Consider the following 13885-nt stretch of genomic DNA (forward strand, 5'->3'; position numbering starts at 1 on the left):
CGCATTGCCTCAAATTAAAAGTAACTTTAGGAGAAACGTTGCCTCACAATAGATGTTACCTTGGGCAGAGAATAGAGAGCTGCCGAGGGAGCTATGATGAGTCAACAAAGCAAGCGAGAATTAGTAGAAACCATCCGACCCCGCTATCAAAAAGGGAACAAAACAGAAAAAGCAAGAATACTGGATGAATTAGTCGCCATCACGGGATATCATCGTAAGTATGCGATACGAGTATTGGGTAGGACGGGAAAACCAAGAGCCAAAAAGAAACCGGGGCCACGGAGAATCTATCAAGGCGAGGTGGTCACGGCCCTGGAGTATATCTGGGAAATATGTGGTCAGATTTGTTCGAAGCGTCTAAAGCCATTTTTGCCAGAAATCGTAAAGGTACTTGAACGGAATAACGAAATCCACATATCGCCAGAGACAAAAAAGTTACTGCTGCAAATGAGCCGGTCCAGCATAGACCGGTGTTTGAGTTCAAGATATGACGTGCGTCCTCATGGGCTAAGCACCACAAAACCAGGTACACTCCTTAAAAAATCAATTCCGGTACGTACCTATACCCCCTGGAATGAGGAAAGACCGGGGTTCATGGAAATTGACCTTGTAGCTCACTGTGGAGATACAGCCGCAGGTCAATTCGTAAATACATTGACCTGCGTGGATATTTGCACGGGGTGGACCGAGTGCCAGGCAGTCTTCCCGCGTAGCCGACAGACGGTTCTGGAGGCTATTGTGGCCATGCAAGAACGCCTCCCGTTTGATCTATTGGGGCTTGATTCAGATAATGGCAGCGAATTCATCAATGAGATGTTGTTCCAATACTGCCAATTTGAAAAGATCACTTTTACACGCTCTCGCCCTTATCGCAAGAATGATCAGGCTCATGTCGAACAGAAGAATTGGTCTGTGGTACGTCATCTGGTCGGTTATGACCGCTTTGATACTCTCTCTGGATATAATCTTCTGCAGAGTATTTACTCTGATCTCAGTCTCTATTTCAATTTCTTTCAACCAGTGCTTAAGCTTATCTCCAAGGAGTATGTTGATGGTCGAATTATCAAACTCTATGACAAAGCGGCTACTCCCTACCAACGAGTTCTCGGTTCTGATCTGATCCCCTTCCAGATCAAAGCCAACCTCACCAATTTGTATGTTCAGCTAAATCCAGTTACTCTTCGTAAGTCCATAGATCAGAAGGTTCACCAATTATGTACTTTATCTCGGTAACATCAATTATGAGGCAACGATTACCCTTTGGTTACATTTTCCCGTGAGGCATTACGTCCACTTTAATTTTTTGTTGAATTGCGAATTAGGCTTTCTCACGGTATACTCTTTCAAAATTCTTCGCTGAAAATAAAAACATAGGAGAGAGTTTTGAAACGAGCTGTCAGCATCAGCATAGGATCTTCAAAACGGAATAAGTCAACACAGATTGATCTTCTTGGGGAAACCGTAGTCATTGAAAGGATTGGCACTGACGGCGATATGGAAAAAGCTGCCCAGTTATACGCCAATCTTGATGGAAAAGTTGATGCATTTGGAGTGGGTGGTACTGATCTCGGTTTTTGTATTGATGGAAAGTTCTTTCCACTTAATAGTATCCAATTCATGTTTAAATCTATTAAGAAAACACCCCTTGTTGATGGTAATGGACTAAAAATCCTGCTTGAATCACAGGTCGCAAAAATTTTACAAAATAACCTGGATGAAACAATTAAACCGAATAAAGTCCTGCTGGCTTCAGCTGTTGACCGATGGGGTTTGGCTGAATCATTTCGTCTGGCCGGATATACCTGCCTGTACGGTGATGTCATGTTTGCCCTCGGACTTTCTATTCCGGTCTACTCCATTAATACTCTACGGCGGCTTATCTCAGTCTTAATTCCAGTTGTATCCAACCTTCCCTTTAATTGGATCTACCCTACAGGTGAATCACAGGACAAACGGACACACAAATGGCAAAAGTATTTTGAATGGGCCGATGTGATCGCCGGAGATTGCCATTATCTGCACCGTTATATGCCAGATTATGTCCCGGGAAAGATCATTGTTACCAACACAACAACGCAAAGTGATCGAGATTTCTTCAAACAAACTGGCGCTTACGGATTGATGACAACAACCCCTGTTCTTGATGGCAGATCATTTGGAACCAATATGATGGAAGCCGCTTTGATTGCAGTTTCTGGTTGGAAAAAACCGATAGACTATACGCAAAATAGTGAATATCTCAACCATTTGAAAACCTTAATTGAATCGATTCACCTGGAACCTCATTTACAAATCCTGAATCCATAATGAATAACATTTCCTCTTCCCTTACTCCTCTGGATGCCATAGTAACAGCGGGTGGTACTCCAACACAGGGTGAACCTTTATACCAATACTGTGGTGGTAAGCCAAAAGCGTTAATGGATTTTGCCGGTAAACCAATGATTCAATGGGTGCTCGATGCACTTTCCTCCTCCAAGAATATCCATCGTGTTGTGGTTATCGGTTTACCGCCATTCACCGATATTTCATGTTCCCATCCAATGACAATTCTGGAAACTAAAGGCTCCATTTTGGCAAACCTCCAAGAAGGTGTCCGCGAACTTCAAAAACAGGGTGGAATCAGTCAGAAAGTCCTGGCTGTATCCTCTGATATTCCGGCTGTTACTGGCGAAATGATCGATTGGCTCATTGAGAAAGTCCATCAGACTGACCACGATCTTTATTACAATGTCATATCCCGTGAAATCATGGAAAAGAAATTTCCAGCATCAAAACGCACGTATATCAAATTGCAGGATGTAGAAATTTGCGGTGGTGATATCAACGCATTTGATTATGGAATGGTATTTCAAAAACAGAAGCTCTTTGATCAGATCATCAGTGCCCGCAAGAATCCCATTAAACAGGCATCAATTCTGGGTTTTGACACACTTTTCTTCCTATTAATAAAGAAGATGACTCTTCTTCAGGCTGAAATCAGCGTCAGTAAAAAGATAGGGTCACGGGGACATGCCATATTATGCCCCTATGCTGAAATTGGGATGGATATTGATAAACCACATCAATTTGATGAATTGCTGGCTCATTTCAAACCTGCTGGAGCTCTGGGTTAATGAAACAGTTGCTTCAGCTTGATGCAGATCTTTCTGCCCAGTTACGTCTATCACAATCATCCCGTTTCTGGAAACTGGCGGCTTTTACAGCTCATTCCGGTGATTCATGGTTCTGGATGCTGGGATTATTCATAATCTGGCTCGTCGGAAACAAGGAATGGCATCAGAGTTCTGCCTTGATGGCCGCCGGCGTAGCCGGATTGGCTTTATTTGTCTTTGCCCTTAAATTTACGATCAGACGTCAACGCCCACCTGGTGATTGGGGAGCCATCTACCGCAATACTGATCCACACTCATTCCCATCAGGTCATGCGGCCAGAGCTGGTTTGTTGGCCGTAATGGCTATGGGTTTGGGTCCTTCATGGTTTGGGATACTTGTACTTATCTGGTCGCCATTGGTCAGTTTGTCCAGGGTTGGAACCGGTGTTCACTATTTATCTGATATTATCGCCGGTCTGCTTCTGGGTATTGTTGCTGGCTTCGTTGTCCTGGCTCTTTCACCCTGGCTCATGCACACATTCTCCATATTTTTCTGATCACAAATCAGATTTATCTTTCGGTGTAAATTCTTGAAATAGTGTCCAGGTGCCTTTGCGGTTCTCCAATCCTTTCGGAGCTCGATCATAATAAATGTCAAAAAATCGCCCATTTGATGTGAGAATCCTGAAGAAAAATCGGCCAACACCCCACGATCCTTTTATGGCTGCAAAAGTGGAATGTGCATAGCTCATGTTTCGGGCCATTCGTCCCCGACGTGAATAATCAACCCATTCCATAATCTGTTCCTGAATAATGAGTGTTTCACCTCTCCAAATAAAAGAATCTGGACATCTGGGTTTTTTCTCTAATACTGGTTGAGAAATATATGCCACACAAATGGACTCATCTATGAAGTGGGTAGAATAAGAAGAAATATCAAAATTCATCATCAACCTGAGCAATCTCTGTACATACTATGAATTCTACACTTCTCGAAAACATAATCAAACCAACATTGGTCCTTGACGAGAACAAAGTCAGGGAAAACATTCACTTTATGGCAGAGAAAGCTCGACGATCAAATGTAATTTTTCGCCCCCATTTCAAAACCCATCAATCGAGGGAAATTGGCCGCTGGTTCCGTGATGAAGACGTTAGGCAAATAACTGTCTCGTCTGTAGATATGGCGGAATACTTTATAAAAGATGGCTGGGATAACATCACAATCGCCTTTCCTCTAAATTTCCGTCAACTTCCCCAGATTAACGAACTCGCTCAAATGATTAACCTGGGTATCCTGGTAGAAAATATCGAAGCCATACATGCTTTAGGGAGTTTAGATACTCCACTAAATATCTGGATAAAGATTGATACTGGTCTTCATCGGACAGATATTGAATGGAACTCACCCCGAAAATTGAAAGAAATCTTAGATACATCTGAAAAATATCCGAAGTTAAATATTAATGGATTGGTAACCCATGCCGGCCATACATATTCAGCAAAAACGGCAGAAGAAGCTGTTCAAATTCACAACCAATCCATCAAATATATGAACGATTTACGGCAATTTATAAATAAGCCGCATTTACTGATCTCTGTCGGTGATACTCCCGGGTGTAGTCAAATTCCTGAATTCTCAGCGATCGATGAAATCCGTCCTGGGAATTTTATCTTCTTTGACGCCGAACAATTGGAGATTGGATCATGCAAACCCGAACAAATATCTGTCGCACTTTTCTGCCCCATCGTTGCGTCTCATCCAGAAAGAAATGAAGTCGTAATTTATGGAGGTGCCGTTCATTTGAGCAAAGAGATGTATATCCATTCAGACCAACCGTGTTACGGATTGGTCGCTTCATTGGATTCCAATAAAGGCTGGGGTGAATTGTTGCAAGGCTGCACAGTCACGCGTTTATCTCAAGAACACGGTGTTTTATCAATACCAAAAACCATGATGGATTTGTTTCATCCTGGTGATTTAATTCCAATAATTCCGGTTCATTCCTGCCTTACCGCACATCTGATGCGCCGATATCTCTGTCTTGACGGGCATATGATTGATATGATGCCGATCTAGCCAATCAGAGTTAATGGAACCGGGGTAAAAACCAGTAAAAACACAATTATCCCTATTACTGCCAGGATTTTTCTTTTATTATCCAATTCCGTGATCTGATCCATAGGTTCTGCGTAAATTCGGCCAATAAAAAAGATGATCGCAGCCCATAACCACCATCCGCTCCAGACAAAACCAAGTGCAATAAGAATTACCAGGATAATTGGGAATAATTTCTGGGCTTTTTCTTTGCCTAGAAGAACATAAACTGCATGTCCGCCGTCAAGTTGACCGGCCGGGATTAAGTTTAACGCTGTTACCAGCATACCTGCCCAACCCGCCCAGGCTACAGGATGTAGCATTACGTCTATCCCACCAGCTGGATATGGCTGCCCGGTAAAGAAATACATAAACCAATAAAGAACAGGATTCATTGTCCCATAACTGGCCGGAGCCGGCAAAAGTTTGCCAAAAGCCAGGAATTTCATAAATAAATATAGCAAGCTGTTTCCTTCCATCGAGAGCATCTGCCCGGATGGAATATCCGGTTGAAGGATATCGATTTTTGAAAGTTTCAATCCAATAAATAGAACCGGAATGGCAATAACTAGACCAGCTAAAGGACCGGCCAATCCAATATCCAATAATTGTCGTCGATTGCGTGGAGACTCTTTCATATTAATAAAAGCCCCAAGTGTTCCAAAAGGACTCAATGGAAATGGAATGAAATACGGCAGAGTGACATGTATTCCATAATGCCTGCCCATAAGGTAATGCCCAAATTCATGAGCACCTAAAATAGCCAGCATACTGACAGCAAATGGCCAACCATTTTGGATGACAGAATAGATTGATCCTGTAACTCCACCTGTAAAAGGATTATTCGTTCCGTACATGGCTCCTGTAATAAGTACACTAATAAAAGTGAGCAGGAATAACAGGAGATTGATCCATGGATTTGATTTCTTGGGAGAAATCACGCCATTAATCAAAAGAATGACATGCCGCCCATCTTCTTTTCGAAAAAGCGGTGTTATATTGAATGATCTCAATTCCTCAGAGAGTCGATCATAAGCCGAGACAGAATCCTCTGAACGAAGCCTGCCGCGATATCGGACAATGTATCCGTCTTTCTCATCGCCCAATGTGACATCATCAATAATAAAAATTTGTTCAATAAATCGTCTTAATACCTCATCTGAGGCAAGATTTTCCATGTGTGCACCCTGACTATGAATTTAAATAAGGCGGGAATGGATGGGAGTCGAACCCACTGCGGCCTGCATAACAGCCCGCCACAAGTTTTGAAGACAGGGAAGCCCACCGGGACTCAACCATTCCCGCCACAAGGATACTTCAGAGTAATTTCACATACAAGGGAAATTGTATGGTTTTGATTACAACTATTCTATAAAATCGTCGTATAGTGTGTATGAAAACAAAATTGATAGGTTTTCACCTCTTGTATTTTTGAAGGTTGCTACTATACTACAGGGCTGTTGTGTATTATTACCGGTAAAACCGGAGAAACAGGAAGAATTCACATTATGGACGAGACAAAAGAAATCGAAAGCACTGAGGAAAACGATAAGCCTCCCAGTACTTCTCCGCGCCCCATTCGGGCGTGGAGAGTGGCAGTAATTGCCAATGTCAAGGGGGAAACAGTCTTACCAATTGATGGCCCCGCAGATGCAGGGGCTGAATTTGACAAGAAAGAAACAATTCAGGAAATTCAGTCAGCTATTGAGTCTGATGGTCATACTACAGTTTTTATACCAGCAGATGCAAACCTGCCTTATACGCTGGCACATGTAAGGCCAGATATTTGTTTTAATATCTCCGAAGGTATATATGGTGACGCTCGGGAAGCACAGATTCCGGCTCTTTTGGAATTATTACGCATCCCATATACAGCTTCTCGTGTATTAACCAATGCTGTATCTTTGGATAAGACCATGACAAAACGCATCTGGCGCGATAAAGGTCTTCCAACGGCGGCTTTTCAAGAGTTCGTCACAGGCAATGAGCCTCTCGCAGATGATCTTTCATTCCCCATGTTCGTTAAACCGGCCAGTGAAGGAACTGGTATGGGAATGGACGGCGGCTCTATAGTTTATGATAAAGAATCACTTTATCGGCGCATAAAATGGGTCATAGAAAACTACCACCAGGCAGCTCTGGTGGAAGAGTATTTACCGGGTCGCGAGTTCACTGTGGCGGTTATGGGACGTAGTGATGCAGCCAGATTCAGCCCCCGGCCTGACATCTATGGCCCGGATGGTTTTCACCGCTTTCCATTATTAGAAGTTGACAGCTCAGCCTCAGTTACACCAGGCATTTATGGTCACATAGCCAAGACGCTACATACCGGAGAAGCAGGTGTACCTCAATTTATCTGTCCTGCCTCAGTTGAAGAACCACTGGCATCTACATTGCAGGATCTGGCCATAAAAGCACATAATGCCATCAATGCTTTGGATGTTTCCCGCGTCGACATCCGCCTGGATAAAAATGGTGTTCCCCGGCTAATGGAAATTAACACACTTCCCGGTTTAACCCGTGGATTTAGTGATCTTTGTGTAATTGCTGAAGCCGAAAATTGGAATTATCGCGATATAATACTGGAAATCCTCTACCTGGGAGCTTCCCGTTTTGGGATGGTCACCCCCAGCGACAAAACTGCAAGGGGCATTCCAGTGCAAATTCCAGAATTTGTTCCCGTTTTTCAGAATCAACGACATTCACGATAAATAGTGGTCCACTCCTTATGAAAGCATAAGGAGTGGATCTACTTCGAAAATCCCGGGACCCTTAATGATGGGCCGGGTTTTTTGCTTATCCCATTTTTCCAGGTGGTCAGACCTTCGAGGAGTTGCTTATTGAAAAATCAAAATTGGTACACGTTCCACATAAAACACACAACCAAGGAGAGAAGATGAAAACAAAGTTTTTTACCATTATGTCCCTTTTAGCTGTCTTTGCTATGATCCTGACAGCCTGTGCACCTGCCGCAACGCCAGCTCCTGCGGCTGAACCGACAAAAGCAGCAGATGCCGCCGCTCAACCGACCGCCGCCGAAGCCAAACCGGCTGCCACTAAGATTCGCGTTGCTTCTGATGCCGCTTATCCTCCTTTCGAAACCGTAGATGAAAAGACCAAGGAAATGGTCGGCTTTGATATTGACCTCTTTAAAGCCATTGCTGAAAAAGAAGGTCTCGAAGTTGAATTTGTCAACATTGGTTTCGATCCTCTACTGGCCGGTATGGCCCAGTGCCAGTATGATGCTGCCATCTCCGCGATCACCATCACTGATGAGCGCAAGCAGAATATGACCTTCTCTGATCCTTATTTCAAAGCCGGTCAGGCCATCACCGTGGCTGCTTCTAATGATGCCATTAAATCTGAAGCGGACCTCAAGGGTAAGACCATTGGTACCCAGCTCGGAACAACCGGTGACATTCTCGCCAAGAAAATCGAAGGCGCCAATGTCAAAGCCTATGATAGCGTTGACCTGGCTTTCCAGGATCTACTGAACGGACAGGTGGAAGCCGTCGTCGCCGATAACGTTCCTTCCGAAGGTTTCGTAGGCAAGTCTCCGGATAAGATCAAGATTGTCGGTGATTTGTTGACTTCCGAAGATTACGGTATCTCTGTTTGCAAGAAGAACACAGAATTACTCGAAAAAATTAACAAAGGCCTGGCCGCTGTTAAAGCAGACGGTTTAATTGAAAAATTAAACACCAAATGGGTCAAAGGTGGAGTATCTGATGCCGCAGCCGCTCCTGCTGCAGCAGCTCCGGCAGAACCAATGAAGATTCGCGTTGCCTCTGATGCCGCTTATCCTCCTTTCGAAACCGTAGATGAGAAGACCAAAGAATTGGTCGGTTTTGATATTGACCTCTTCAAAGCCATTGCTGAGAAAGCCAATCTCCAGGTCGAATTTGTTAACATTGGTTTCGATCCTCTTCTGGCCGGTATGGCCCAGTGCCAGTATGATGCTGCCATCTCGGCGATCACCATCACTGATGAGCGCAAGCAGAATATGACCTTCTCCGATCCTTATTTCAAAGCCGGTCAGGCCATCACTGTCGCTGTATCCAATGACAAGATCAAAACCGAAGCGGACCTCAAGGGCAAAACCATTGGTACCCAGCTCGGAACAACCGGAGACATTCTGGCCAAGAAAATCGAAGGCGCCAATGTCAAAGCCTATGATAGCGTTGACCTGGCTTTCCAGGATCTGCTGAACGGACAGGTGGAAGCCGTCGTCGCCGATAACGTTCCTTCCGAAGGTTTCGTAGGCAAATCTCCAGATAAGATCAAGATTGTCGGTGATTTGTTGACTTCCGAAGATTACGGTATCTCTGTCTGCAAGAAGAACACAGAATTGCTCGATAGAATCAACAAGGGTTTAAAGGAAGTAAAAGACGCTGGTTTGATTGACGAGTTGAACACCAAATGGGTTAAAGGCGCAAGTAAGTAAGTCAAATTGATATCTAAGATAAGCGGCAGTGATGTAAAAACATTGCTGCCGCTTTTTCTTATAATACTCAAACAAAAAGTACCTTGTTAGTCCTTCATATCAACCGTATAATACAAATAGTCCCGGGGATGATCGGCTTCGACGGGAGAGGCTGGTCCCGGATGGCGAGCCGAGAGGTGCCGAACTCGTAAAATCCGCACAAAACTTTAAGTGCCAACCGCACTTCCTACGCTGCTCTTCCTCTCGCTGCATAAGCGATTGGAATCAGTAACCGCCTCTTCGTGAGACGGCGTCTGCCTACCCCGTTCACCGTCCGGTGGTAGAGTGGGCGTCACAAGGCCGGTGTGCCGTGCAGATTTCCGTGATCTGTACGAAAGAGGGCTCTAGGGCCTAAACGGATCGTCTGTTATTTGTTCTGTTGATCTCTGAATGGCAGGCTAAATAAAAGATCAACTACGCTCGTAGAGGTTCGAGGGTCGAATCTTTCGGACGCGGGTTCAATTCCCGCCATCTCCACTCAAGAACAAAAAAGGCAGCAAAAAGCTGTCTTTTTTGTTTCTCCATAATTCCTTTTTTATAATACTTCGCAAACCAATCCTTTCAGGTAATACCCTTCAGGAAAATTGAGCCCAACCGGGTGATCTGCCGCCTGGGTCATCCAATGGGTTATGCGTGCATGGACACCGGCATCCAAAGCAGCACCGGCTACAATCTTTTGAAATAAATCCTGACTTATACCGCCGCTACAGGAAAAAGTGAACAACACTCCTCCAGGATTTAACATTTTGAAAGCCAAAAGATTGATGTCTTTGTACGCTCTGGCAGCTTTTGCTGCATGAGCAGCTGTTGGTGCAAATTTGGGTGGGTCCAGAATGATCATATCAAATTTCTCGGCCCGGTCTCGCAAATTCCGGAGAGCCTGAAATACATCCGCCTCCATCCAATGTGCCCGATTTGAAGGAAGATCATTCAACTCAAGATTTTTCCTGGCTGTTTCCAGAGCTTCTGCAGAGCTATCAATAGATAGAACTTCTTCAGCACCACCGGTTAGGGTATGAACTGTAAATCCACCAGTATAGCTAAAACAATTGAGAATTCTTCTTCCTTGAGCCATTGAACCCGCCAAAATACGGTTATCCCGTTGATCGAGATAGAATCCGGTCTTTTGGCCATGCAAAACATCTACAAGAAATCTCAAACCTGTTTCCAGAATGGTCAAGTCTTTTTCTGGTTCCTTTCCCAATAATACACCGGCTTGTTCTTGAAGCCCTTCAAGTTTTCGGACTTCAACATCTGATCGTTCCAGTACGCAGGTTGCACTTGTCTTTTCTTGAAGAAGTCTGGCAATAACAGGCTTCCATTGATCCACTCCGGCAGATAGAGATTGAAGTACTACCGTATCTTTATAAAGATCAGCTATCAGACCAGGAAGGCAATCAGATTCACCGTGGATAAGACGAACGGCATCCGATTTTTTAAAGAGACCAAGATCGTTCCTCAACTGAATGGCAGTTTTTATCCTTTTATCAAAGAAGATTTCATCAATTTCTTCGTTGCCTGTCCAGGACCAGATTCTGGCCCGAATTTGAGAAGCCGGACTATAAGCTGCTGTACACAACCACTCATTTCGAGAAGATAGAACGTCAACAACTTCTCCGGCAGCGGGATCTCCTTTTACTGATTGAATTGCACCCGAAAAGATCCAGGGATGTTTTTGAAGTACTGATTTTTCACGTCCGGGCTTTAATATCAGTTGCTTTTTCAAGAGTTTTCTCCTGTTAATTTTCGTAATCCGGCTTCATCCAATATCGGTATATTAAATTCTCTGGCTTTATCTAATTTTGAACCGGGATTCTCCCCCAAAACCAGATAACTGGTTTTCTGGCTGACGCTTTCAGTCACCTTGCCACCGTATTTTTGAATGTATTCCTTCGCACCTTCTCTGGAGAGTGTAGGCAGGGTTCCCGTGACTACAAATGTCAATCCCTGCAAAGTTTGAAGTGCAGCCGTGGTATTCAGATTTGACTCTTTTTTCGGCCAAACTCCCAATGATTTGAATTTTCGTATCAATTCCCGGTTCGCTTCGAGTACAAACCAGTCAACAATCGCCTGCGCAATATTCGGACCGACTCCTTCAATGGTCAATAATTCGTTTATTCGAGCAGAAGAAAGTGCATCAAGATCAGTGTATTTTTTCGATAGATCCATTGCCATAACTTCACCAACACCATGAATCCCAATGGCTGTAATTAGACGGTTCAATGGCTGATTTTTTGAAGCTTCAATGGAGGCCAGAAGGTTATCGGCTTTTTTTGCACCAAAGCCATCCAATTTCAACAGTTCTTCCCGTTTAATGGCATAAAGATCAGCCGCATCTTTAATCAAACCAGTCGAGATTAATTGTTCAACAATTTTTATTCCACATCCGGCTATATCCATCGCAGTCCGGGATACAAAATGTTCGAGGTTTCTGACAAGTTGTGCCGGACAGGCTGAATTGACACAATACCATGCGACTTCACCTTCAAGATGTTCGACGGGTTCCTGGCAGGCTGGGCAAATGGCTGGTGGTACGTAGGGTTTCTCATTCCCGTTTCTGGCATCAAGGATCGGACCAATTACATATGGAATAACATCACCGGCCCGTTTTAACAAAATTCGGTCTCCAATCCGAATATCTTTCTCGGCAATGAAATCGAAATTATGCAGAGTTGCCTGTTTGACAATCACCCCCCCGATTTCAACCGGTTCCATGATGGCATACGGGGTGAGAACACCTGTCCGGCCAACATTAACACCGATATCCAGCAATTTCGTGGTAACTTCGCGGGCCGGAAATTTGAAAGCCATAGCCCCACGCGGATCCTTTCCAACAAATCCCAGCGATGCCGCTAGATCCAGATCATTCAACTTGATAACAGCGCCATCCACCTCAAAAGTAAGCGAATCGCGCGTTTCTGCCCGTCTCTCGCAGGCAGCCAGAACTTGATTCAGTTCATGACATAATTCCACCTGATCTGAAACAGGGAATCCCAACGCTTTTAAATACCGTAATAATTCCCATTGCGTTCTCGGAACCGTGCCATCTGCTTCCACAATATCATACATTAAGAGAGATAGTGGACGGCTTGCTGTCAATGCCGGGTCAAGTTGACGGCATGAACCCGCGGCAGTGTTTCGTGGATTCTGGTATGTGCGTTCGCCAGCTTCACTGAGTCGTTGATTCAATTCATGAAAATCTTTCAGGTACATGAAAGCTTCACCACGAACCACCAGCTTGTGAGGTGGCTTTGGTCCATCTTCTGAGATCGGGATTCTCAGAGGTAAAGACCGGATGGTACGCAGATTGGCAGTAATGTCTTCACCAATTTCTCCATCACCGCGGGTTGCACCGCGAACAAAAAGACCATCTTCATAATGTAATACGACAGTCAAGCCATCAATTTTAGGTTCAACGACAAAATCGGAATTTAAAACCCGGCTGTCCAATTTGGAAATCCGATCAATCCATGCCTTAATTTCATCAGTGGTGAATGCATTTGCCAGACTGAGTATGGGATGAGGATGGGCAAGTTTGTTAAATTTTTCTGAGGGAGCCGCCCCTGCACGTTGGCTGGGAGAATCAGGAGATATCCAATCAGGATGTTCGGCTTCTATTTTTCGCAATTCAAGCAGAAGCCGATCATATTCAACATCACTGATAATGGGATCATCCAGCACATGATAACGATAATTATGAAAATTGATTTCTTTTCTTAACTCAACTAATCGATCATGTTCGGCTTCAATGGTCATAATTCCCTCTTATTTCTTTCTAGTAAGAGCAATGGCTGTTTCCTGTAATTTTCTATCTTCTTCTGTTGAAGGTTCAATCACTATACCATGAGGTATGGGCTTTGAGTTTTCATCCACATGAATAAATGTGATAAATCCTTTTACAACCAATTCTTGATTAGCCCATACATCAATGAATGCAACCATACTGGTGGTACCTGCGTAGATTATTTTGCTATTGTATGTGATGATTTCTCCACAATGTACTGGTCTGGAAAAGGTCATTCCATGTATCTTCAAGCAGACAATACTATCGGGTGGTTTTATTCGAGCGGCTGCAATAAAACCAGCTTCAACAAACCATTCTGCACTTCTTCCAGCATACAAGGTACCATGATGGTTCAAATCTTCAGATTTCACCAAGTGATTTGAGGTATTACAGACCGGTTCCACAAATGCTCCTTTTTGCTTGTG

At 44.0% G+C, this 13885-nt stretch carries 12 protein-coding genes, 1 tRNA gene and 1 other RNA gene; 8 read left to right on the top strand and 6 right to left on the bottom strand.

The features are described 5' to 3' along the window. Positions 1-93: 93 nt before the first annotated feature. From LTAR_RS16240 to LTAR_RS16255, 4 genes are all read left to right on the top strand, one after another. Positions 94-1233 carry an integrase catalytic domain-containing protein gene (locus LTAR_RS16240; protein ID WP_081419793.1) on the top strand — a complete coding sequence of 380 codons (1140 nt, stop codon included), beginning with the start codon at positions 94-96 and terminating at the stop codon, positions 1231-1233. Between the two features lie 150 nt (positions 1234-1383). After that, positions 1384-2307 (top strand): DUF8754 domain-containing protein, encoded by a 924-nt coding sequence (locus LTAR_RS16245; protein ID WP_062423367.1) that lies wholly within the window; start codon positions 1384-1386, stop codon positions 2305-2307. Continuing rightward, positions 2307-3116 carry a nucleotidyltransferase family protein gene (locus tag LTAR_RS16250; RefSeq protein WP_062423368.1) on the top strand — a complete coding sequence of 270 codons (810 nt, stop codon included), beginning with the start codon at positions 2307-2309 and terminating at the stop codon, positions 3114-3116. The genes LTAR_RS16245 and LTAR_RS16250 overlap by 1 nt, the downstream gene beginning before the upstream one ends. After that, on the top strand, positions 3116-3652 hold the full coding sequence (locus LTAR_RS16255; RefSeq protein WP_062423369.1) for a phosphatase PAP2 family protein: 537 nt from the start codon (positions 3116-3118) through the stop codon (positions 3650-3652). The genes LTAR_RS16250 and LTAR_RS16255 overlap by 1 nt, the downstream gene beginning before the upstream one ends. On the opposite strand, the gene LTAR_RS17465 is transcribed toward LTAR_RS16255, so the two are convergent. Continuing rightward, positions 3653-4045 (bottom strand): DUF6504 family protein, encoded by a 393-nt coding sequence (locus LTAR_RS17465; RefSeq protein ID WP_062423370.1) that lies wholly within the window; start codon positions 4043-4045, stop codon positions 3653-3655. It abuts the gene before it with no gap. A gap of 26 nt (positions 4046-4071) precedes the next feature. On the opposite strand from LTAR_RS17465, the gene LTAR_RS16265 reads away from it, so the two are divergent. Next, positions 4072-5175, top strand: coding sequence for an alanine racemase (locus tag LTAR_RS16265; protein WP_081420042.1), 1104 nt, complete (start codon positions 4072-4074; stop codon positions 5173-5175). On the opposite strand, the gene LTAR_RS16270 is transcribed toward LTAR_RS16265, so the two are convergent. Then, on the bottom strand, positions 5172-6371 hold the full coding sequence (locus LTAR_RS16270; RefSeq protein ID WP_062423372.1) for a site-2 protease family protein: 1200 nt from the start codon (positions 6369-6371) through the stop codon (positions 5172-5174). The genes LTAR_RS16265 and LTAR_RS16270 overlap by 4 nt on opposite strands. Before the next feature lie 31 nt (positions 6372-6402). Continuing rightward, a tRNA-Sec gene (locus tag LTAR_RS17190) sits at positions 6403-6496 on the bottom strand. Between the two features lie 205 nt (positions 6497-6701). On the opposite strand from LTAR_RS17190, the gene LTAR_RS16275 reads away from it, so the two are divergent. From LTAR_RS16275 to ssrA, 3 genes are all read left to right on the top strand, one after another. After that, positions 6702-7904, top strand: coding sequence for a D-alanine--D-alanine ligase family protein (locus LTAR_RS16275; protein WP_062423373.1), 1203 nt, complete (start codon positions 6702-6704; stop codon positions 7902-7904). Positions 7905-8089: 185 nt separating this feature from the next. After that, positions 8090-9637 carry a basic amino acid ABC transporter substrate-binding protein gene (locus LTAR_RS16280; RefSeq protein WP_062423374.1) on the top strand — a complete coding sequence of 516 codons (1548 nt, stop codon included), beginning with the start codon at positions 8090-8092 and terminating at the stop codon, positions 9635-9637. Between the two features lie 124 nt (positions 9638-9761). Next, positions 9762-10156, top strand: a transfer-messenger RNA (tmRNA) gene (gene ssrA / locus LTAR_RS16285). 55 nt (positions 10157-10211) lie between these two features. On the opposite strand, the gene LTAR_RS16290 is transcribed toward ssrA, so the two are convergent. From LTAR_RS16290 to LTAR_RS16300, 3 genes are read right to left on the bottom strand one after another with little or no spacing between them, the layout of a single operon-like run. Next, complete coding sequence (locus LTAR_RS16290) at positions 10212-11402, bottom strand: class I SAM-dependent rRNA methyltransferase (RefSeq protein ID WP_062423375.1); 1191 nt, start codon at positions 11400-11402, stop codon at positions 10212-10214. Further along, positions 11399-13432, bottom strand: a complete 2034-nt coding sequence (ligA, locus tag LTAR_RS16295; RefSeq protein WP_062423376.1) for an NAD-dependent DNA ligase LigA — start codon at positions 13430-13432, stop codon at positions 11399-11401. The genes LTAR_RS16290 and ligA overlap by 4 nt, the downstream gene beginning before the upstream one ends. Positions 13433-13441: 9 nt before the next feature. After that, positions 13442-13864, bottom strand: coding sequence for an acyl-CoA thioesterase (locus tag LTAR_RS16300; protein ID WP_062423377.1), 423 nt, complete (start codon positions 13862-13864; stop codon positions 13442-13444). Positions 13865-13885 lie beyond the last annotated feature (21 nt).

It is taken from the genome of Leptolinea tardivitalis (assembly GCF_001050275.1).
Classification (GTDB): domain Bacteria; phylum Chloroflexota; class Anaerolineae; order Anaerolineales; family Anaerolineaceae; genus Leptolinea; species Leptolinea tardivitalis.

Coding starts and splice junctions, on each gene's coding strand:
- LTAR_RS16255 (WP_062423369.1), top strand. CDS start 3,116: ATGAAACAGTTGCTTCAGCTTGATGCAGATCTTTCTGCCCAGTTACGT.
- ligA (WP_062423376.1), bottom strand. CDS start 13,432: ATGACCATTGAAGCCGAACATGATCGATTAGTTGAGTTAAGAAAAGAA.
- LTAR_RS17465 (WP_062423370.1), bottom strand. CDS start 4,045: ATGATGAATTTTGATATTTCTTCTTATTCTACCCACTTCATAGATGAG.
- LTAR_RS16250 (WP_062423368.1), top strand. CDS start 2,307: ATGAATAACATTTCCTCTTCCCTTACTCCTCTGGATGCCATAGTAACA.
- LTAR_RS16275 (WP_062423373.1), top strand. CDS start 6,702: ATGGACGAGACAAAAGAAATCGAAAGCACTGAGGAAAACGATAAGCCT.
- LTAR_RS16270 (WP_062423372.1), bottom strand. CDS start 6,371: ATGGAAAATCTTGCCTCAGATGAGGTATTAAGACGATTTATTGAACAA.
- LTAR_RS16280 (WP_062423374.1), top strand. CDS start 8,090: ATGAAAACAAAGTTTTTTACCATTATGTCCCTTTTAGCTGTCTTTGCT.
- LTAR_RS16240 (WP_081419793.1), top strand. CDS start 94: ATGATGAGTCAACAAAGCAAGCGAGAATTAGTAGAAACCATCCGACCC.
- LTAR_RS16265 (WP_081420042.1), top strand. CDS start 4,072: ATGAATTCTACACTTCTCGAAAACATAATCAAACCAACATTGGTCCTT.